Source organism: Quyinboa mangrovi (assembly GCF_042219825.1).
In the GTDB taxonomy this organism is placed as follows: domain Bacteria; phylum Bacteroidota; class Bacteroidia; order Bacteroidales; family UBA5342; genus JBHJHP01.
Genome location: NZ_JBHJHQ010000006.1, coordinates 236,495 through 257,616 on the forward strand (window position 1 = coordinate 236,495; position 21,122 = coordinate 257,616).

Sequence of the window (21,122 nt, forward strand, 5' to 3'; positions counted from 1 at the left end):
CGGATATACCTGTTTTTTGAATCATATAAAGACAGCTGTGTATTGGTAAATGCCTTTTTATCTCTAAAAAACTGAGAAATGGGGTGGAAAAAGTAAATTTTTATTTTTAATATTTGCACTTGTAAATTAACTTACAGGTAAATTGGTGTAATAATCACAAAAACAACATCTTAAATTTAAAAATGGGTAAAGTATTAATTATTGGTGCAGGTGGAGTAGGAACTGTAGTGGCTCACAAGGTTGCTCAGAATCCTGAAGTATTTACGGAGGTAATGCTCGCTTCACGAACCGTTTCTAAATGTGATGCTATTAACGAGGCATGCGGTGGTACATTTAAAACTGCTCAGGTAGACGCTGATAATGTAGGCGAACTGGTAAACCTGATGAATAATTTTAAACCGGATCTGGTCATTAATGTGGCTTTGCCATACCAGGATCTTCCAATTATGGATGCATGTCTTGAAGCAGGTGTAAACTACCTCGATACAGCCAACTATGAACCCAAGGATGAAGCAAAATTTGAGTATTCATGGCAATGGGCTTATCAGGATAAATTTAAGGAGAAAGGCCTGACCGCAATTCTGGGCTGTGGCTTTGATCCGGGCGTAACCAGCATTTTTACGGCATATGCAGCTAAACATCATTTTGATTCCATTGAATATCTCGATATTGTGGATTGTAATGCAGGTGATCATGGTAAGGCATTTGCTACCAATTTCAATCCTGAGATTAATATCCGGGAGGTAACCCAGAAAGGTAAATACTGGAAAGACGGAAAGTGGGTATTGACAGAACCTCATGAGATCCACCAACCGGTAAACTATCCAAATATCGGACCTAAGGAATCTTACCTCATTTACCATGAAGAACTGGAGTCGTTGGTAAAAAATTTTCCTACCATTAAGCAGGCACGTTTCTGGATGACTTTCGGACAGGAATACCTGACACATTTACGTGTGATCCAGAATATTGGCATGGCCGGTATCGAGCCGATCAAATTTAAAGGTATAGATATTGTTCCTCTGGAGTTTTTAAAAGCGGTTCTTCCTGATCCGGGTGAACTGGGAGAAAACTATACCGGTGAAACATCAATTGGTTGCCGTATTAAAGGACTGAAAGACGGAAAAGAAAAAACATATTATGTGTATAACAACTGTAGTCACCAGGCAGCTTACGAGGAAACCGGTGCGCAGGGTGTAAGCTATACAACAGGTGTGCCTGCGATGATTGGAGCCATGATGTTCCTACAGGGAAAATGGAAAAAGCCGGGCGTTTTCAATGTAGAAGAATTTGATCCCGATCCGTTTATGGATCAACTCAATAAGCAGGGACTGCCCTGGCATGAGTTGCACGATGTTGACTTAGAACTTTAATAATTCATTGATTAAAAAACGTTATAAAAGAGTCCTTGTCCCGATTGTTGTCGGGACATCTCTTTTAAAAAATATAACTCGAAGTCAATTGAACATTTTACATCCTCCTTTGCTCGAAAGGAGGTGTCCCGAGAAATCGGGACGGAGGATTTTTTAACCGGTAGAAATTGACTTAAAGTGCATCTAACCATTTTCTTGTATCATTTATTATGACTGACTATTCTTCCATTCCTTCACCGTGTTTTGTACTTGAAGAAACCAGATTCAGGAAAAACCTGCAATTGATTGCGGACATTTCCAAAGCTGCAGATGTGGAATTTATCCTGGCATTCAAGGCTTTTTCTATGTGGAGCGCTTTTCCAATTGTCAGGGAATATGTAAAAGGAGCTACAGCCAGTTCCGTGTTTGAAGCGCAGCTCTGCTTTGAGGAGATGAAATCGTTGGCACACACCTACTCTCCGGTTTATTCAGAAAAGGATATTGATAAAATCCTGGAATACAGCAGTCACATCACATTTAATTCTGTGGAACAGGTTAAACGTTTTATGCCAAAGATTAACTCTGCTGATCACAAAATATCCTGTGGGCTGCGTGTAAACCCAGAATACTCTGAGGTGGAAACAGCGCTTTATAATCCCTGTTCTCCTGGTTCCCGACTTGGTGTTACAGCAGATCAGTTAAAGGATGGTTTACCTGATGGAATTGAAGGTCTTCATTTTCATGCGCTTTGTGAATCCAATTCATTTGATCTTAAAAACACGTTGAATGCGTTGGAGATGAGATTCGGTCATTTGTTTGGCCGGATCAAATGGATCAATATGGGTGGAGGACATCTGGTGTCTCATAAGGATTATGATACCAATCACCTGATAGAAACCCTGAAGGATTTTAAAGCCCGTACAGGTTTGAAAGTTATTATGGAACCGGGTAGTGCTTTTGCCTGGGAAACCGGTTTTTTGAAAACCACAGTTGAGGATATCGTTCAAAATAAAGGTATAAAAACCGCCATAATTGATGCCTCTTTTACCTGCCATATGCCGGATTGCCTGGAAATGCCCTACAAACCCAAAATTCGCGGTGCGTATCATGAACCGGTAAAAGGCAAACCAACCTACAGAATAGGAGGAAACAGCTGCCTTGCCGGCGATTTCATGGGCGACTGGTCATTTGATAAACCATTAATGATAGGGGATACCCTGATTTTTGAAGATATGATTCATTACACCATGGTAAAAACAACCATGTTTAACGGTGTACCACATCCATCCATTGGCATTATTCACAATGACGAAAACTTTGAACTGATCCGGACTTTCAACTACCAGGATTTTAAATCACGATTATCATAGTTCTGTCTCGCGCTGGCAATACTTGGCATATGTTTACCGTCATTCGTTTGTAACGAGTGGTCGGTTAACTTATATTTTTAGAAGGCTGGTTATTTGACCCACCCCAGCTTTTTAGAAACTTGCAGGTTTCGCATTAGCTGCCCTCCCTAAATCAGATCTTCAATCGGTTCCATGGAGGGCGATCGGAAAAGTGATTTTCGTTGGGATGCACTTGAATCATATTTGCTGGTCTATTCAGTCCCTCTTTGTCATGTAGTGAAGCGAAATGAGAGAGAGGGTTATCTAAAATTTGATGGTGAAATACTATAGACTGGGGTGAGTCACAAATATATGCTGATGAGCCTTGTTTAAAACAAGGCGTATAATATGTTCTTACTTTTTTGATAGCTGTATTTTACGGGCTTTATTAAATATTGTCCTTACGTTTTTTTCTGTCTTTTCGGAGTCTCCTCCAGCCCAGAAACAAAACCGTAGTAACAATCCAGAATGGCCATATTTTAAACATAAAAAGAATCAAGTCTACAAATCCATACCATCCTTTTACCAGAGACTGTTTTAAACTTTCGGTGAATTGTGCTCTTTTAGCTGGTTCATATTTATACTCTGTTTCCTCGGCAATCATTAAATCAAGTGTACTGTATTCCACCTGATCTCCAAGATACTTTAAGCGGCCGGTTGTACTGTCAATTTCTTCTTCTATTACCCTTATCTTATCTTCAATATCCAGTATCTCTTTTACATTTTGTGCCTTTTTGAGAAGATCTTTATACCGATTCAGGTAAGCCTTTTTGTTTAAAATTCTTGCTTCAAGGTCAATGAAATCATCAGTAACATCGCGGGCATTTATTTCTTTATAAAGTACTTTGTTTTTACCCGTTTCAACTTTTGAAATAAAATGCTCAAAATTATCACAGGGAATCCTGATTTCAAGCTTGTAAGATAAATCCCATTCCTGGTTATTAAATTCTTCTGTGGCATAATATCCTTTAAATTCTTTTGTCAGACTATCAATTCGTAATTTGGATTTTTCCAGATTGGTAACCTTTATACCCAGATTACCGTCTTTAATTATTTTTTGTTTAATAACCGCTGTAGTTTTTAATTTGGGCATGGGAGGTGGAGGAGGGCTGACAAGTTCTTGTCTGGTTACAGGAATCATTCTTTCTGCAAGTGCAGGTTCAATTGCCTCATCAACGCTGATAATTTTATGACAAGAGCTAAAAAAGAACAAAAGGCAAACTAATGGGATAAGAGTTTTCATAGCTTATTCAGATTTTATCAGTTTATATAAATAACTTAAATGCCTCAGTAAATATTGTTTTATAAGGCATTTTTGCTATTTGTTTGTAGTGGATTATTCAAGCCTCGCTTAATCGCTTCAAATGATCAATTAATGCCCCCTCGTTGAATGCAGGGAAGAAAATTATTCACTCAATATTATTGTTTGCAAATATTTCCTGTTTTTTCATGTTATATCTTTTAACATCTACTACAAGTGTTTTTGATAGCGTATCATGCCATCCTGTTTCATCTGATCCTAAAAACGAAAATGCTTCAAACGGGATAAGACGGCATAGTGTTCGTTTTAAAATAACCCCAAATGAAGGTGTCTCGCCTTTATAGTTGACAACTTTTGTTTTAGTTATAAACTTTCCCAATGTTCTGCCTGTAGTGGCCTCCAAAAATGTATAATACATTACTACTGCTATAATACCGAGTAAATAGAACAGTAGATTGAATCCCGTTTCGGACTGAAGATCAGCGTATGGCGAAAACAATCCAAAGATAATTCCCAAAAAAATTCCCAAAATCATACTGAAGCCATAAATAAATAGTGTGTCCAACATATAATTAGCAAATCGTATTCCATTGTTAGCTTTCATCATTTCCATATCCGGATCAATACCATTTATGGTTGGTTGAACGATTGCCTGATTTTCCTCGGGATCAAATGAAGCGCACGATAAATCAAAATCTGCTTTTTTGCCGGTTAAACCACAGATGATTCCTTGTTTTGGATCAAATTTCTGATTTTTACAGATCTTGCAAAACATTAAGTGTTCTTTTCTGGTCATGGCTAATTATGTTAGGTTAATAGTCAGTTAGGCTCTTACACATATATTTTTTCTGGTAATTGAATATCAATTATTGTTTCAAAAAATATAACTTCCTTACTGTTCATTTCACTTTTAAAAAATTACAGAATTAAGATTTTTTGAGTCATATCTGATTCTTGTGTAAATACTTTTACAATATATACTCCATATAATTTATTTGAAAGAGTAACTGATTCAAAAGGTGAAATACTGGTTTTAAAGATTTCTTTGCCATTTAGATTGTATAATGCTAACGTTGCGGATTTCTTAAGATTTTTCACACTTATTTTATTGTTTTCTAGATTGACTGACATTGCAGCATTGGAGACTATTGAATTTAATGCTATAACTTCAAATTCCTTAATGCTATAAAAGTCTTTCCATACGTCGGCAGATCGATATAATCCTGCACTCCCGGGAGGAACTAGCAAGATACATGCTGTATCGATATTACCAATTTCTCCTACTGAACCGAAAATAAGATCATCTGGATTTAATAATATTGGAACTGGATTATACACATAAATAGTGTCAAGACTTCTACATCCTAAAAAGGCCCTATATTCAATCTCTGTAACTGATTCAGGAATATTAATACTAGTTAATCTTAAACAATTATGAACTGCCAAACTTCCAATTGTTGTCACGCTTTGAGGTATTCTTATTGGTCCTGTTTTTGATTCAGGGCATTTTATAATTGTTGTTTTCTCTTTATCATACAATACACCATCTAAACTAGAATAATAATTATTATCAATACTAACATGAATTGGAGCATTAAATGTAGAAAAAGCAAGGTAACTGATTGAACTTACATTGCTTGGGATGTATATACTATCAAGACCAAAACATTTTGAAAATGAAAAATTTTTAATATCAGTTACAGAGGAGGGTATTGTAATATTTGTTAGAAAAGCACATTGATAAAAGGCAGATTCCTCAATTATTTTTACTGATGATGGGATGTCGAAATTTCCTGATTTTGAATCTGGGCACTTTAATAAAATTGTTTTATCCTTATTATAGAGTACACCATCATTACTCGAATAATTTAAATTGTTGGGGTCAACATTAACTGCAGTCAGAGAATAGCAACTATAAAATGCACCCAATCCAATTGAAGATACCGATATGGGTATTTCAATTTTTTCAAGAAAATCACAGTATATGAATGCAAATTCGCCAATTTTGAGAACAGAATTTGGAATGTTTATATTAGTTAATCCCCGACACGACATAAATGCTCTATCAGATATAGAAGTTAAAGAATCCGGTAATATAATACTACTTAAACCTGAACATCCGTAAAACGCTTTTACTCCAATTGATTTTAATGTTTCTGGTAGTGAGATTGACTGCATACTTCCATTCTTTAAGAATGCACTATCCCCTATGGCTGTCACAGTGTATTTTTTATTTTCAAAATATACAGAAGACGGGATGTTAACGTACATACCGCTACTCCCTTTTGTTACAGTAACAGTAGAATCATTTTTGGTAACATAATTAATATTATTTAAAGTAAAAGTAGTCTGTCCTTGCGTTAATGTATTATATAAAAGGAAGATTCCGAGGAAAATGAATATTTTTTTCATAGTTTTCGATTTTTGAAATGTATTTATAGGCATTTTAAAGGTTTATTTCTAAAATATAAATATAGACAATTTGTTAATTATATACAATGTAAATAATATATGTATTTAAGCATATATCATAAAAGGTGACATAACCATTTTATGCGATTAGCTTTAAATGGAGAAGGGCAGATGTATTTATCTAAGATAATGACTGGCTTTTCTGATTTTATAAATTATCAACCATTTATCTCAAATGGAAAAAAGGGTCATAACCTTTCTTGATACTTAACGTAACAATATTTTTAATTTACGCAGAATGATTTTTCGATGAACGTTTTGAAAAAACTTCATCCGATTTCAGATTATTATATTCATCAAATACAAAGCGTTTTGAAAACATAATGCTTAAAAACAGGTTGATGGAGCAGCCGGTAAAAATAGCCAGCATAATCATGATCTGGTATTTTATCGCTACCGCAGGCGAACTTCCGCCAAGAATCTGACCTGTCATCATACCGGGTAAAGATATAAGCCCAATTACGGACATGGTAGCAACCAATGGATTCAACGCCTGTTTTACGGCTTCTGCAACAAAAGGACGTAATGATAATTGTATGCTTCCTGTATTAGTGAGTAAAAACTGGTATAAACCTGCTTTTTCGGAAAGTTCTTTGAAATATGTCCTTAAACCGACAATGTTGTGGCGTAAAGCGTTCCCAATCACCATGCCGGTTATAGGAATAAAATACTGGGCATCAAACACGTAATCCAGTTTAATTACAAAACCCAAAAAAAACGTATCGATGATTAACAATGATGTCAAGGCTGAAATGAATAAGGGAACAACAAATCGCTTCCAGTTCAGGGATGCTCTTTTAATGGTCGTGAAAACGCCAACAAATATCATGATAAAGACCCACAATGAATTTAACCAGGCGCTGTTTTTATCGAAAACCCATTCCAGGTAAACAGCCACCAGTGAAAGTTGTATAACCATTCGTAAGGCTGCAATTAGGGTGCTTTTTACCAGTTTAATCCGGTAATAGAGCAGAAATGCAATGGGGAGAATCAGGATCAGAAATCCAGCCATTAAACGAAATATATTAATGTCCATCGCTGATTTCATAACTCAAATGTTTTATCTGCGGATTTGATCCATAAAGGATGGTGAGAGGCTGATACTACTGTTGTGTTTTTAAGTTTGTTTATGGTATCAATCAACTGTTGAATGGAAGTTTCATCCAATGCCGCTGTAGGTTCATCCATCAGTATGATTGGTTTATCCAAAGCAAGACAAACGGCAATCACCACGCGTTGCTTTTGTCCAATGCTTATTTTGTTGAAATCTTTATCCAGCATTTCAGGCTCAAGGCCAAGCTGATCCATAAAATCTAAAATACTGGTGCGCCGTTCCTCTTTCCCCATCATTTTAACAAGCTCAAAGCCATTCTGAACCGGCATATTTACGTTTTGGGGGATCCAGGTTATCAGATTACGTATCGTTTTAATATTGGATGCTTCCAGAGAGATATCGTTAATATTGGTTTTCCCTGAATCGGGAATAACATATCCCTGTAAAAGTTTCAACAATGTTGACTTCCCTTTGCCCGATACGCCACTAAAACACAGATGCTCCCCGTTCCCAACCTTAAAGGACAGATCTTTTAAGACTGGTTTCCCATCAAACTGCACATTTATGTTTTGGCATTCAATCATATATTGACGCAAATGAATGATTTAAACTAAAGATAGTAATTTATTTAAAACTATGTCAGTTTGAGGTTGATCTTCAAATAACTATATTAAGTTAAATTTTAAAACCGTAACCAAACAAAACCTGTAATGAATTTACTCTTTGATAATCAAGAAAATATCCTCTTTTGGATGATGGAACTCTATACTCGTATTGGCCTTTAATAAATAGGTAATTCGAATTTCCGGTAAAAAATCTTAATCCAATACCTCCTAAAAAACCGATATGGTATTTTTTAAACTCAGGTGTAGCATAATATTCAGTATATATAGGATGATAATACATATCATGAGTAATGGATGTGTATGATACAGAATATGATGATTTTATTATGAATACATTATTAATTCCCAGGAAAACAAAGGGTTGGATTATTTTTTTTAAAGGAAATTGGTAATCAATAAGAAAGGGCAGATTTATATACGAATATTTTGTTTTAACATTCGCCGGATAGTCATATCTTGGAGCAATGGATCTAATAATATCCCCGGATGTGAAATAAAAAGATTCCCGGATAGAATTGATATATGTATGGTTGATATTGAGGCATGAATACGAGAGGCTAGTATTAAAATTTATCAAATGAAATGAGTTGCTAGGTATTATTCTCATATTAAAACCCAAAACTGGAGAAGCATCATCACCATAATCTTTGGATGTTCTGAACATAAGTCTGGAGAGGTTGATACCAACAATTGGTTCAATATAAATATTGGGTTTAGTATTTTTAGTATAGTCGATGCATGCATAATCTGTACATACCCGGTTGTGATAATCCTTTGTGAACCTGATTAATGATTTGTTGGAATAAGGAACCAGAGTAGATTTTTTAAGAGATGTAGGATCATCCTGAAAGAGAAATGAAAGTACCCCTTTATATTTTTGGGAGGGTTTAATTTCTAACCTTCCATTTGGATATGATTCAACCTCATCATTTGACAGCAGATACATTTTACCTTCCTTTTCCACATAATAATAATTGTTACCATCAGCTTTAATAAAGTAGAGGTCCACAATTCCATCAACCAAATATTCTAAAAATACCTTTTGGGTTACTTCATTTAATGTTATCTCTTTAGATATAAAATGCTTCTGGTTTGCAATTACATAGACAGAAATATCTGAAGGATATATTTCCTGTGATTTTTTTGAATTTGTGTTTCTGAAAATACATTTCTGACTGTTCTGAATACTGGTGCCTAGGTTAATTGTTCCGTAAACAGTATCATTTTCTAGGGTTATAATATATCCAGGGTAAAAATCTTTTTGTGCGTTTGAAATAAAAACAGATAATAGGCAGAATGCTGAAATGAGTAACCAAAGTCTTTTCATGAACTGATAATATTAGTAGTTTAAAAATAATACAAGATAAATATCTTTGTATTTAAATTACTTATGTTTAGTTCTTTAACAGTTTGTCTTCTGAAAATTTCCAGATATTATACTCCCTGTTACCATAGTTATATGATGTAGCATACCCCAGATAACCATAATTCCTGACAGAAAAGCTAAATACATGGTCCTTTGAGTGTATATAGGGCAAACTCTGAACTATTCTCCATTTTTTTGATTCCAGGGAATACTGCCAAAATTCAGAGGAGGCTTGCTTTTCTGTTATAATATCAGAATAACTTAAACCATAATACAGGCTTTTATCGGTAGCAAAGCTCACGATGTCTTGATTTAAATCCCCCGGGTAATTTGTTTCCACTTGCCAGTTATCATCTTCCTGTGAATATTTCAAGATAGATTTGCTATTTGTAAAAATATAGGCATTCTTATTCATCACTTCAGAGTTTTGTATGTCTAATGTAGACGGGACATTTGTTTTTTTAATCCAATTTTCTGAATACGGATCATATTTATAAAAACTGTTGTTTGATAAATAATATCCTGCGTCGTTAATTACAAAGGCAACAAAGTTATTATCTTCAGGAATAAATGGTAAACTGGCTAATTTTGTCCATGTGTTCTTTGAAATATCATATTTGTAAAAATCCTGAGATCCTTTATTTATAATATATATTTCATTATCAATAATAAATGAAGCCGCCTTATATAACGTATTGCCCGGATAGTCCCGGACTTTTGTAAACGTTTCTGAGAAAGGATCAAATGAATAAAATTCTTTACTGGTCATTAAAATAAAAGCATATTGGCTATTAGACACAGCAAACACATTATTATAACCTATTATCTTGGGTTGAGCTATTAAATCCCAAGGAAACCATCTGCAGCCTTCGCTGGTAAATTCCACTGAGGGACCATAAACAGTATAAATGCTCGTTTTTACATAAGCTTTAACGTTATAAGTAATATTTTTTGATAGAAACTGATCAATTTGTTGTGAGAAATATCCTTTACTTAAAATTGCCCTATGTACAGAAGATGTATCGTACATATATTTTAATGGTGAGCCGGTGGGGTAATATACAAATCCGTACTCTATAATGTGTTTATAGCCGGTATTTAGTACTTCACCTGTGAAAGTTGCTCCCAAAGGGTTAATTGAATCTACACTAAGGGTTTGTATTGCAGGGTATTCTCTTTTTCTCGGTTCTGTCTCTTTTGAACAGGAGAACAGGAGAATTGATAACGTAAATACCAGGATTATTTGTTTTGTCATCATAATTAAAAATTTATTCCTGTAATGAATTCTAAACTATTTTTACCCAGCAGTGATGCAGAACCAAACGAAAATTCTTTGTTATAACGTACTTCTATAAATATAATCCTCCTATAATTAATATGATATTGAATTCCACCTCCATATGCAAAACCATAAAGGTTGGCAGCCATCAACTTTTGATTTGTTGGAAAGTCAAATTCGATAATACTTCCTGATATCTCAGACTTGTAAATCGTAGTTTCATTCTTAAGGTTATTTGAAAGCGACAAACCCGCATTAGCATATGCCTTTATTCTTTTCGTTGGAAGCGTATATCTTAATAATATTGGCAATCTCAGCGTATTTTGCTCAATAAGCATATCATAAATTGTAGATTCTGATTTAGAGGAACCTGAATATGCACTTTCGTAATAGCCTAAACTAAGTAATAAACTGAAATTGCTTTGATTTATGGGTAAATCTGCAAAAAAACCACCATACAAACTGTTTGCAGAGCTTACATTAAAGTTTTTAAATATTTCATCCTCATTGTTTGCATTTAATGTTGGGGATGTTGTGATTCTTCCCAAAAAGAACCCATACTTTAAAAATGGATAATTTTGTATTTTGCATTGATTGTAGCCAGTAAAGAATTTTGATAAAGACTTCTTATTATATTTAACGAGTTTGTAGTTCTCAGAATTTATGTGGCAATCCGAAATTAGATTACCTAACTCGTTTTTATAATCATTCCTTTTTTCATTTGTTTTATAAATACAGTTTAATACAGAATCCTTTTCTGTAAAAAACAACCTGTTATTTGAATCTTTATAGAAGTAAAGGGAGGTTTTCCCATTTACCAGTCTTTCTAAAAATACTCTTTTAACTGAGTCATTTAAATGGATATCTTTTGCTATGTAAACCCGACCATCTTCAAAACCATATTCTTTAACCTGATAAGCTGTGTATTTAATAATATGATTTCCTTCCTTGACCCTACAATACGTAGAATTTATAATATCATTTCCATTTAATAGGTTTATGGCATACGACGTTGAACTATCCGTGATAAAGTAACTGATCTGCGCATTGGCCAATAAGCTTGAAATAACTAATAAAAATAATGTAAATATGTATTTGCTGGTATGTTGCATAGGATAAATTAAACGGACAATAATAATTCTTATTCCTAAATTACCATGTCAGTTAAGGATGTTTTAATATTGATAAACAGTAATTTCATTCATTATATTTACAGGCTTTAGTTGGTACTAAAGTAGAATAATTCTTTTATTACTGCAAGAGCATAAAAGATGTTTTTCAACCTTAATAGCAGCCATTTGAGGAATGTTTTGATATGGATATAAGTATTGGGCGATCCCGTAGCACATAAAAAATGTCCTAAGATCATGCAAAAACAGAAACTGAATTTAATGATATAATTTACGAATTCTTCAGTGCTTCTGCGCCACCGGTTATTTCAAGAATTTCGTTAGTAATGGAAGCCTGACGTGCCTTGTTGTAAGTCAATGTAAGATCACGCAATAACGTTTGAGCGTTATCGGTAGCCTGTTGCATTGCCTGCATTCTTGCCGCATGTTCTGAAGTAAACGAGTTCAACAATACCATATAGGCATGCATCTGTAAAGCTTTAGGAATAATATCGTATAGAATTTCTTCCTTGTTTGGTTCGTAAATATAATCGTGGTTAAGTGTGTCACCGTTTATCTCTTCAGGTTCAACCGGTAAAAAGTTTTCAAAGGTTACATCCAGACGTCCGGCAGATACAAATTTTGTGTAGACAAAAATAATCTGATCATAAGTGCCATTCAGAAAATCAGATGTGATTTTTTTTGATAAATCATTCAGTGATTCAAACGTAAGATCATCAAACAATTCATCATGTGTTTCAATTGGTTTAATTCCCCTGGTTTTAAGCAGCTTTGATCCTTGTTTGCCAATGGAAATATAGTCAGTGCTACTACCTGGAAATTCTGTCCTTACATGCTCAAGAGTAGCTTTTACCAAACCTGAATTAAATGCACCACACAGTCCCCTGTTTGAGGTTACGACTATCACGAGTATATTATCCGATTTTGGTTCATCAACGAGATACGGGAATTTGGTTCTGGTTTCCTCATCATCCAGCAGATGTGCCAGAATTTCTTCCAGTTTATTTGCATACGGACGGGAACTCAGCAAAACATTTTGTGCTTTTTTAAGTTTGGCAGCCGAAACCATCTTCATGGCACTGGTCACCTGCATGGTTGTTTTAACCGTGTTTATCCTACCGCGTATCTCCTTTAAACCAGCCATTTATTATTTTTTATAGCCCTGTGCAACGTCCAGTGCAACAGTTTCAACGGTTTTTACAATGTCATTATCTTTTTCTGAAGGCCATTCACCACCGGCAATTCTGTCCAGAATATCTTTATGTTCCCGTTCCATTGTATCCAGAAAATCTGCTTCAAAGGCTTTCACATCTTTTATAGGAACATCTCTGAGAAGCGCATTCACGCCACAATAGATAATCGCAACCTGTTGTTCTATCCGAAGTGGATGGTATTGCAACTGTTTCAGAATTTCAACGTTCTTGGCTCCTTTATCCAATATACGCATGGTTGCCGGGTCAAGGTCTGATCCAAATTTGGCAAATGCTTCCAGTTCTCGGTACTGTGCCTGATCTATTTTCAGTGTACCGGCAATCTTCTTCATCGGTTTGATCTGTGCATTACCACCAACCCTTGATACCGAAATACCTACGTTGATAGCCGGTCGGATACCCGCATTGAAAAGGTCTGCTTCGAGGAAGATCTGACCGTCGGTAATTGAAATTACGTTAGTTGGAATATAACCTGATACGTCACCAGCCTGCGTTTCAATGATGGGAAGTGCTGTTAGCGAACCTCCACCTTTAACAATTGGCTTTAATACGTCCGGCAGGTCATTCATTTGTTTGGCGATATCATCTGAATCAATGATTTTGGCAGCCCTCTCCAGCAGTCTGGAGTGGAGGTAGAATACATCTCCCGGATATGCTTCACGTCCTGGCGGACGACGGAGCAGGAGGGAGACCTCACGATAAGATACCGCCTGTTTTGATAAGTCATCGTAAATAACCAGTGCACTACGACCGGTATCTCTGAAAAACTCACCAATGGTTGCACCTGCAAAAGGTGCATAATATTGTAATGCAGCAGATTCTGATGCTGTAGCAGAAACGATTACAGTATAATCCAGCGCACCATTATCTTCAAGCGTTTTGGCAATATTAGCTACGGTTGAACCCTTTTGTCCAACGGCAACATAAATACAGTAAACCGGATTCCCTTTTTCGTAAAACTCTTTCTGATTGATTATCGTATCAATTGCTACAGCTGTTTTACCTGTCTGACGGTCACCGATGATCAACTCACGTTGGCCGCGACCAATTGGGGTCATGGCATCAATTGCCTTGATACCGGTTTGCAATGGTTCTTTTACGGGTTGACGGAAGATAACACCCGGAGCTTTTCGTTCCAGTGGCAGATTGTAGAACGGGCCTTCTAGGGCTCCTTTACCGTCTATAGGTTCACCAAGCGGATTGACAACACGTCCCAACATGGATTCTGTTACGTTAATGGAGGCAATCTTTCCCGTTCTTTTAACGGTATCACCTTCCTTTACGTATTCCGCAGATCCCAGAAGTACAACACCTACATTATCTGTCTCCAGGTTCAATACGATGCCCATCATTGATCCGAAATCAACGAGTTCGTTGGCACCGGCATTGTTTAAACCGTAGATACGGGCGATGCCGTCACCGACCTCAAGTACGGTACCTACTTCTTCAAGATCGGATTCATTGGTGAACCCTTCCAGTTGTTTTTTAAGTAATTCAGATATTTCTGATGGTCTGATTTCTGCCATTTCTGCACAATTTTTATCAGCTGTTGATCAGCGACTTTTTAATTTTTGCTAATTTACCACTAATGCTGGCATCCAGTTGAAGGTCGTCCACACGCAGAATAAATCCTCCGATGATTTCCGGATCAACTTTTTCTTCAAACTCAAGTTTGGATCCCATACTCTTTTCCAGTTTCTGATACAGTTTTTTCTTGAAGCCCGGATCAATATCAACTGCTGTTGTTACAGTAGCTTTCCGGATTCCTTTTGCCAGCCTTGCCGATTCAATGTAATGATAAACGATGGTCAGCAACATGCTTTCACGTTCATAATCGAATACAAGGTCGAGAAAACTAAGTGTTAAAGCGTTCAGTTTGCCTTTAAAGAGCGCATGCATTACAGTTTTTTTCTTGGATGGGGTAAGGGTGGTATTTTTAAGAAACTTTTTGAAGTCTTCCGATTCCTGAATAACACGAAGCAACTGCTTCATGTCTTGCAGGATCGCATCCTCAAGTTTCTTTTCCACTGCCAGTTCTTGCAGCGCTTTACAATACCTTACTCTTACTCTGCTGTTATCCATGCTCAGTTAAAATTAGCTTTATCCAGCATTTTATTAATTATCTCTTCATGTTTCTTTTTGGTATCAATTTCTGATTCCAGAATTTTTGATGCCATGTCAATAGAGATAACCGCAAGTTGCTGTTTCAGGCTTTCCACAGCCTTTTGTTTTTCAGCTTCGAAATCCTTTTTAGCTGATTCAACAATTTTTTCTGCTTCTTTTTTTGCTTTTACCTTAGCTTCTCTGATTATTTCAACCTGGGTGGCTTTGCCCTCATCAATGAGTTTGAGTTTTTCACTTTTTGCCTCACGCACAATCATTTCCTTGTCCTGCTCAAGAGATGCAAGTTCAATACGTGCCTGTTCTGCCGCTTTTAAACTGTCGTTTATATTGGCTTCACGCGTATGAACTGCTTTTAATATAGGTTTCCAGGCAAATTTACCCAGTAGAACCATCAGAAGCAGAAAGACGATTGTGGTCCAAAAAATTAACCCTATGCCAGGTGTTATCAGATCCATGGTTTACGAATTCAATAACGCTACTACAACTGCAAATAAGGCCACACCTTCAATAAGTGCTGCAGAAATAATCATCGCTGTCTGGATTTTACCGCTGGCTTCAGGTTGGCGTGCAATACCTTCCATTGCAGAAGAACCAATTTTACCAATTCCATAACCGGCTCCTATCGCTGCCAGTCCGGCTCCAATTGCTGCTAAACTAATTCCGTCCATAATTAAAATTTTAAATATTTAAGTTATATAATTAATGATGTTTTTGTACTGCCATTCCAATGAACAATGCCGAAAGCATTGTAAAAATAAAAGCCTGTAAAAATGCAACCAATATCTCCAGAAGGCTCATGAATAAACCAAATGGAACAGAAACAGATGCAAATACCGTAGACTTAAAAATAAATATAATAGATATTAAGCTTAAAATAATGATATGGCCTGCTGTGATGTTTGCAAATAAACGAACCATCAGGGCAAAAGGTTTGGTAAAAATACCAATGATCTCCACAATAATTAATATTGGTAATACAAAAACGGGAACATCGGGAGTTGCAAAGATATGCTTCCAGTAATCCTTGGATCCGTTAATATTAGTTATTATGAGTGTAAATAATGCCAGGGTCATCGTTACCGCTATATTCCCGGTAACATTAGATGCCCCGGGGAAAATAGGGATCAGTCCCAAAAGGTTGTTTATAAGGATGAAAAAGAAGACGGAAAGTAAATATACAATATATTTATCCGCATCTTTTTTACTCATGTTCGGTAACACAATTTCATCTCTGACAAAAAGGATGACCGGTTCAAGAAAACCTGCGAGTCCTTTAGGTGCAGTATTTGGGTTTTTACGGTAAAACCGTGCAACTGAAATGAAGATCCACAATAACAGTAATGAACTGATCAGTATGGCAGCTACATTTCTTGTGATGGAAAAATCCAGCGGTTTTTCATCCAGTTCACCATGATCAGCATGTCCGTCATGCAAAACATATATGGTTTCATGGTGCAATACATATGTTCTGTCTCCTTTGGTCACAGGTTCCTCACCATGATGGAAATCAGAAGACATAAAAATATCCAGATGTCCGTCATAAAGAAGTATAACCGGTAATGGAATGGCCACATCATATTCTTCACCTTCCTTATCTTTATACGACAGAATATGCCAGCTGTGAGTATCCTTGATGTGATGCATGATCACTTCATTAACATCAAACTCAGCTTCTTCATCCCCTATAGAAAACTCTTCCTGATCAGACGCATATATTATGCTTCCGAAAAGCAGTGATAATAAGATAAAAATGGTGACTTTTAATCTGTTCAATTCTAACAAAGTTTCTAAATATTGACTGAGCAAAAATGCTAAAAAATTCAGTTAATAAAAAATTAAAAACGTAAATTTTTCAGTAATTCAATTCTCCTGATTATACCTGGTTAAATTATTGATTATGCTTTTGTCATGTAGAACAAGAATATTGTCATTTTGTTAATTTAATTATCTTTGAATTGTTAAAAAAATTTATACAATGAGAAAAAATCTATTGTTAATTCTGCTTACTGCTCTGTCCATGAGTGTTTTGTCGGTAAGTGCTCAGGATGAAGAAAATTCTGACTCCAAAGTCAAAAAAGGATGGAATTTTGGTGCCTTGCCCGCAATTACTTACAATACCGATCTGGGCTTTCAATATGGAGGTCTTGTAAATTTTTTCAATTATGGTGATGGATCTGAGTATCCGGACTATTTGCATAATATATATCTTGAAGTATCACGTTTTACAAAAGGGAGTGGAATCTACAGACTTTCGTATGATTCAGAATATCTTATTCCAGGTATGCGGGTAACTTCTGACCTCGCTTATCTGCCGGATATGGCATTTAACTTTTTTGGTTTCAATGGATATGAGGCAGTATATAATCAGTCATGGATTGATGATGATCCTCTGAATAGTGCTTATAAGACCAGGATGTTTTATAAAATGCAAAACAATACATTCAGGTTTAAAACCGATCTCCAGTTTCCGCTTTCAGGTAAGAAATTGTTGGGGCTTGTCGGTTTTAATCTACAGCAGTATACTATCTCAACCGTGGATATAGACCGTTTGAATAAAGGTAAGTCGAGTAATCTTCTTCCTGATACTTTAACGCTTTATGATCAGTATGTGAATTGGGGAATTATTGGGAATGATGAGAAGAATGGAGGTTTTATTCCTTTATTAAAGGCTGGTCTGGTATATGACACCAGGGATAATGAACCGAATCCGATGCATGGTATCTGGACGGAGGCATTTATTTTTGGTGCACCAAAATTTCTGGGTGCTGAATCCGGCTTTTTAAAATTTAATATAACGCACCGGCAATATTTTACGCTTATTAAGCGGGATCTTTCATTCGCGTATCGTATAAGCTATCAGGGAACTTTGGCAGGAAAGGTACCGTTTTACTACCAATCGCAAATAGAGACTTCTAAAATGAAAGATCAGATTGGCCTTGGAGGAAGTAAAACTTTACGTGGCATACAGCGTGCACGGGTTATTGGCGATGGTTTTGTATATGGAAATGTGGAATTGCGCTGGAAGCCGGTTCATTTTGACTGGATTAATCAGAAATTTTATATAGGACTTAATGCTTTTTCTGATTTTGGTCAGGTGGTGCAGAAAGTTGATGTGGAGAAAAATTTTATGACTTGGAGCATGCCTTTGCCACAGGGTTATTTTGATTTTGGAGCTGAATCACTCCACGTAAGTTACGGTCTTGGATTAAGAATCGCCATGAATGAGAATTTTGTGATTGCCGTGGATTTTGGAAAAGCAGTTAATAAGCAGGATGGAAATACAGGTTTATATATCGGATTGGATTATTTGTTTTAATGAGATGTAACGAGTCAAGACAGAATATAAAGCATAAAAAAGGCTGCCCGGAGGCAGCCTTTTTTAATCATTTTACATCCGGTCGGGACTGGAACAGCTTATGAAACAGCTTATCCGTTCCGGATTCAAAGTATGTGTTTTTATTTTCTGATGTACTGATTATATGTTTTGAATCTACTGTGTAGCCCTTAATCTCTATCGGATTAGTCATAGATCCGCTACCTTCGATCATCATGGTGTAAGTGGGTTGAGATACCACAGAATCATCAAAAAAGTTATGCGAACTTACGTTCTGAAGGTCACGAAGATACGTCACAACGGATGCCGAATCTGTCGTCTGTCCATTCAGCAACCATGTATTGCCCTGTTTCTCAAGTGTAAAGGAACTATCAGAAGGAGCCGTTACGGTAATTTTATTCCAGTCGTTAAAATTACTTTTAATGATAACCGGATCACGCATATATTTTATATCGCGGTCAAACAACATTGATAAATAACCGTCTACAGCATAGATTTCCTTGCTATTTCCTGATCTTACAAAGGAGGTCATCGTTCCCTGCTGTTGCCGGTATTGGTTTTGTCCCTGATTTTTTGGCTGGCTATAACTGAATTTACCTATATAGAGATCAGCCAGTTCCTTACCATTCTTGTCATTAATAATGACTCGGGTTGCCAGGGAATCTGATACTTTGTATTCATTCCATTTATCTTTACTATTTGCTACAATCCGGTCGGCTTTAACAGTGCTGATCTGATTTAGAATTGCATTTATTGCATCTGGTGCAGCATTGTATGATATCCCTTCGCTTTCAAAATTCCAGCGATCATCATTTTTTGTAAACGTGACAGGGACTTCCGGTTTATTTTTTGTGTATAAAATAAACGATCCTATATTGTCCTGATCCACAGCAACAATATTACTGTTAAATGAACTGTTGGTTTTGTCTTTGCTGTCAAAAACTTCAACTGCCAATACTATTAAAAGAAGGATCACAAAGATTCCAAGCAGTTGTTTCAGGTTGAATTTACTAAACATAATCTTCCTCCATTCTTTTAATCCGGCGTATCCGGTTACGTTGAGACCTGAAAATTCCGTAAATCACAATCAACAGAATCGGAAGCAGGAAGTTTAACCACTTCAGCAACGATTTTGTACTGTCATCCACCTGGTCAAGCAATCGGGCGGTAATTCCTTTAGTACGCAAATCTATTAATCCGGTATCATCGCTTAACCAATCCACTGAATTAACCAGCAGGTTCACGTTGTCTGCATTGATCTGGCGTTGACGTTGTCCATCACCATTAATCGGAAATTCACCATCCGTGAATACAATCATTTTAGATGCCGTATTTCCAGATAGTTTGCCTGAAAAGATACCGCCGATAGGAATATTAGCTTCAGGAAAATCCTTTTCTGACCATTTTTTCTCGATATTAAAATATACCGGTGTTGGTACGGCATTACTTTTATTCCCGGTCATTACAATTGGCGTAAAGGTTACAGTTGAGTCGCCATTGTAGTTTAATGGACTCACAAACTGAAATATTACGGCTTCAAGTCCTGACGTAATCGGATTATCTGCGAATTTATTTACAATAGGGAAATAAGGGAATTTTACCTGTGAGCTAAAAGTCATAAAACCGTTGTTCTGCTGAACCGATATGTTTCCACATGTTGCATCGGTAATCATATCTGCCGGAACCTGGATGCCTTTTTTAGCCAGCCATGTTTCAAGACCCGTTGTCTTGGCTTTTCCCATAACAGACTGAAAATCTCCTTCTACACGATCAAACGCAATTAAGAGGTTTCCACCTTTTGCAAGATAGTTATCCAGCATATCGAATTGTGATTGTTGAATAGAGTCTTCGGGTCGAACCATAACGAGTGTCTTGTATATAGACAGATCCGTGGAATCAGTCATATTAACCGGTTCAATTTGATAAAGCACATCCAGTTCTTTAACGGCTTGAATCATAGATGATATGGACGCTTCTCCATGTCCCTGTAAAAATCCAATGACAGGTTTGTCGGTAGCAATAAGTTTCTTAATAGAAGTGGAGAGGTCATATTCCATGGCTGAACCCGATTGAATGACCGGGATCACCTCTGTTTGATCCTTATAGGAAACCACAGCTCCCAGGTAGGCTTTTTTCTGTACCGCCTGGTCTTTTTCGCGTTGCTGGATCAGAATAGGTTGAATGCCTTTCTGCATGGCTTCGCGTTCAGTTGCGTCATCTTTGCCGGGATTTTTAAACTCGTACGCTATATTTCCACCGGAACGGTTCACGTATTCAATCAGCATATCCTTAAATTCCTTTCTTACTTTTCCTACTTCAGGAGGAAGGTCCTCCGAAAAATATGCTGTGATTGTAATGGGTTCAGGAATCTCCTTTAAAATATTTTTAGTTGCATCGCTAAGTGTGTAGCGCTTATCGGCAGTAAGGTCCATACGAAAGAAAAACCGGCTTGCCAGAATGTTAATAAGGATAAGCACCCCAAGAATGATCAGCAATGAGTATATAGTTTTACTTTTCTTATTCAT

19 protein-coding genes are annotated in these 21,122 nt (G+C 36.4%); 3 read left to right on the top strand and 16 right to left on the bottom strand.

The window, feature by feature from the left end; translation table 11 throughout:
* Nucleotides 1-182: 182 nt before the first annotated feature.
* Complete coding sequence (locus ACE1ET_RS14265; RefSeq protein WP_375729094.1) at nt 183-1,373, top strand: saccharopine dehydrogenase family protein; 1,191 nt, start codon at nt 183-185, stop codon at nt 1,371-1,373.
* Nucleotides 1,374-1,582: 209 nt separating this feature from the next.
* Nucleotides 1,583-2,722 carry a carboxynorspermidine decarboxylase gene (gene nspC / locus ACE1ET_RS14270; protein ID WP_375729095.1) on the top strand — a complete coding sequence of 380 codons (1,140 nt, stop codon included), beginning with the start codon at nt 1,583-1,585 and terminating at the stop codon, nt 2,720-2,722.
* A gap of 406 nt (nt 2,723-3,128) precedes the next feature.
* Here nspC and ACE1ET_RS14275 read toward each other — a convergent pair whose 3' ends face one another.
* The 14 genes from ACE1ET_RS14275 to atpB all read right to left on the bottom strand — a co-directional run bounded on the left by ACE1ET_RS14275 (nt 3,129) and on the right by atpB (nt 17,036).
* Nucleotides 3,129-3,983, bottom strand: coding sequence for a DUF4349 domain-containing protein (locus tag ACE1ET_RS14275; protein ID WP_375729096.1), 855 nt, complete (start codon nt 3,981-3,983; stop codon nt 3,129-3,131).
* A 166-nt stretch (nt 3,984-4,149) separates the two neighbouring features.
* Nucleotides 4,150-4,797 carry an RDD family protein gene (locus ACE1ET_RS14280; protein ID WP_375729097.1) on the bottom strand — a complete coding sequence of 216 codons (648 nt, stop codon included), beginning with the start codon at nt 4,795-4,797 and terminating at the stop codon, nt 4,150-4,152.
* Nucleotides 4,798-4,919: 122 nt separating this feature from the next.
* Entirely contained in the window at nt 4,920-6,413 is a 1,494-nt protein-coding gene (locus ACE1ET_RS14285; protein ID WP_375729098.1) for a leucine-rich repeat domain-containing protein, read from the bottom strand.
* Between the two features lie 289 nt (nt 6,414-6,702).
* Nucleotides 6,703-7,521 carry an ABC transporter permease gene (locus ACE1ET_RS14290; RefSeq protein ID WP_375729099.1) on the bottom strand — a complete coding sequence of 273 codons (819 nt, stop codon included), beginning with the start codon at nt 7,519-7,521 and terminating at the stop codon, nt 6,703-6,705.
* Nucleotides 7,518-8,111, bottom strand: a complete 594-nt coding sequence (locus ACE1ET_RS14295; protein ID WP_375729100.1) for an ABC transporter ATP-binding protein — start codon at nt 8,109-8,111, stop codon at nt 7,518-7,520. The genes ACE1ET_RS14290 and ACE1ET_RS14295 overlap by 4 nt, the downstream gene beginning before the upstream one ends.
* Before the next feature lie 91 nt (nt 8,112-8,202).
* Nucleotides 8,203-9,480: an outer membrane beta-barrel protein gene (locus ACE1ET_RS14300; RefSeq protein WP_375729101.1), complete on the bottom strand. Its 1,278-nt coding sequence runs from the start codon at nt 9,478-9,480 to the stop codon at nt 8,203-8,205.
* 67 nt (nt 9,481-9,547) lie between these two features.
* Nucleotides 9,548-10,777: a Kelch repeat-containing protein gene (locus tag ACE1ET_RS14305; RefSeq protein ID WP_375729102.1), complete on the bottom strand. Its 1,230-nt coding sequence runs from the start codon at nt 10,775-10,777 to the stop codon at nt 9,548-9,550.
* 2 nt (nt 10,778-10,779) lie between these two features.
* On the bottom strand, nt 10,780-11,910 hold the full coding sequence (locus tag ACE1ET_RS14310; RefSeq protein ID WP_375729103.1) for a porin family protein: 1,131 nt from the start codon (nt 11,908-11,910) through the stop codon (nt 10,780-10,782).
* Nucleotides 11,911-12,199: 289 nt separating this feature from the next.
* Complete coding sequence (gene atpG / locus ACE1ET_RS14315) at nt 12,200-13,072, bottom strand: ATP synthase F1 subunit gamma (RefSeq protein WP_375729104.1); 873 nt, start codon at nt 13,070-13,072, stop codon at nt 12,200-12,202.
* A 3-nt stretch (nt 13,073-13,075) separates the two neighbouring features.
* The gene (gene atpA, locus ACE1ET_RS14320) at nt 13,076-14,665 is read right to left on the bottom strand and encodes a F0F1 ATP synthase subunit alpha (protein WP_375729105.1); all 1,590 of its coding nucleotides are present in this window, start codon (nt 14,663-14,665) and stop codon (nt 13,076-13,078) included.
* 16 nt (nt 14,666-14,681) lie between these two features.
* Nucleotides 14,682-15,221, bottom strand: a complete 540-nt coding sequence (gene atpH / locus ACE1ET_RS14325) for an ATP synthase F1 subunit delta (RefSeq protein ID WP_375729106.1) — start codon at nt 15,219-15,221, stop codon at nt 14,682-14,684.
* Nucleotides 15,222-15,223: 2 nt separating this feature from the next.
* Nucleotides 15,224-15,718, bottom strand: a complete 495-nt coding sequence (gene atpF / locus ACE1ET_RS14330) for a F0F1 ATP synthase subunit B (protein ID WP_375729107.1) — start codon at nt 15,716-15,718, stop codon at nt 15,224-15,226.
* A 3-nt stretch (nt 15,719-15,721) separates the two neighbouring features.
* Entirely contained in the window at nt 15,722-15,931 is a 210-nt protein-coding gene (gene atpE, locus ACE1ET_RS14335; protein WP_375718714.1) for an ATP synthase F0 subunit C, read from the bottom strand.
* Nucleotides 15,932-15,962: 31 nt separating this feature from the next.
* Complete coding sequence (gene atpB / locus ACE1ET_RS14340; protein WP_375729108.1) at nt 15,963-17,036, bottom strand: F0F1 ATP synthase subunit A; 1,074 nt, start codon at nt 17,034-17,036, stop codon at nt 15,963-15,965.
* Nucleotides 17,037-17,238: 202 nt separating this feature from the next.
* On the opposite strand from atpB, the gene omp85 reads away from it, so the two are divergent.
* Complete coding sequence (gene omp85 / locus ACE1ET_RS14345; protein ID WP_375729109.1) at nt 17,239-18,579, top strand: Omp85 family outer membrane protein; 1,341 nt, start codon at nt 17,239-17,241, stop codon at nt 18,577-18,579.
* A gap of 67 nt (nt 18,580-18,646) precedes the next feature.
* Here the strand turns inward: omp85 and ACE1ET_RS14350 are convergent, their stop codons facing one another.
* Together ACE1ET_RS14350 and ACE1ET_RS14355 are read right to left on the bottom strand one after the other, a co-directional pair.
* On the bottom strand, nt 18,647-19,615 hold the full coding sequence (locus ACE1ET_RS14350) for a DUF4340 domain-containing protein (RefSeq protein WP_375729110.1): 969 nt from the start codon (nt 19,613-19,615) through the stop codon (nt 18,647-18,649).
* Nucleotides 19,608-21,122 (bottom strand): GldG family protein, encoded by a 1,515-nt coding sequence (locus ACE1ET_RS14355; RefSeq protein WP_375729111.1) that lies wholly within the window; start codon nt 21,120-21,122, stop codon nt 19,608-19,610. The genes ACE1ET_RS14350 and ACE1ET_RS14355 overlap by 8 nt, the downstream gene beginning before the upstream one ends.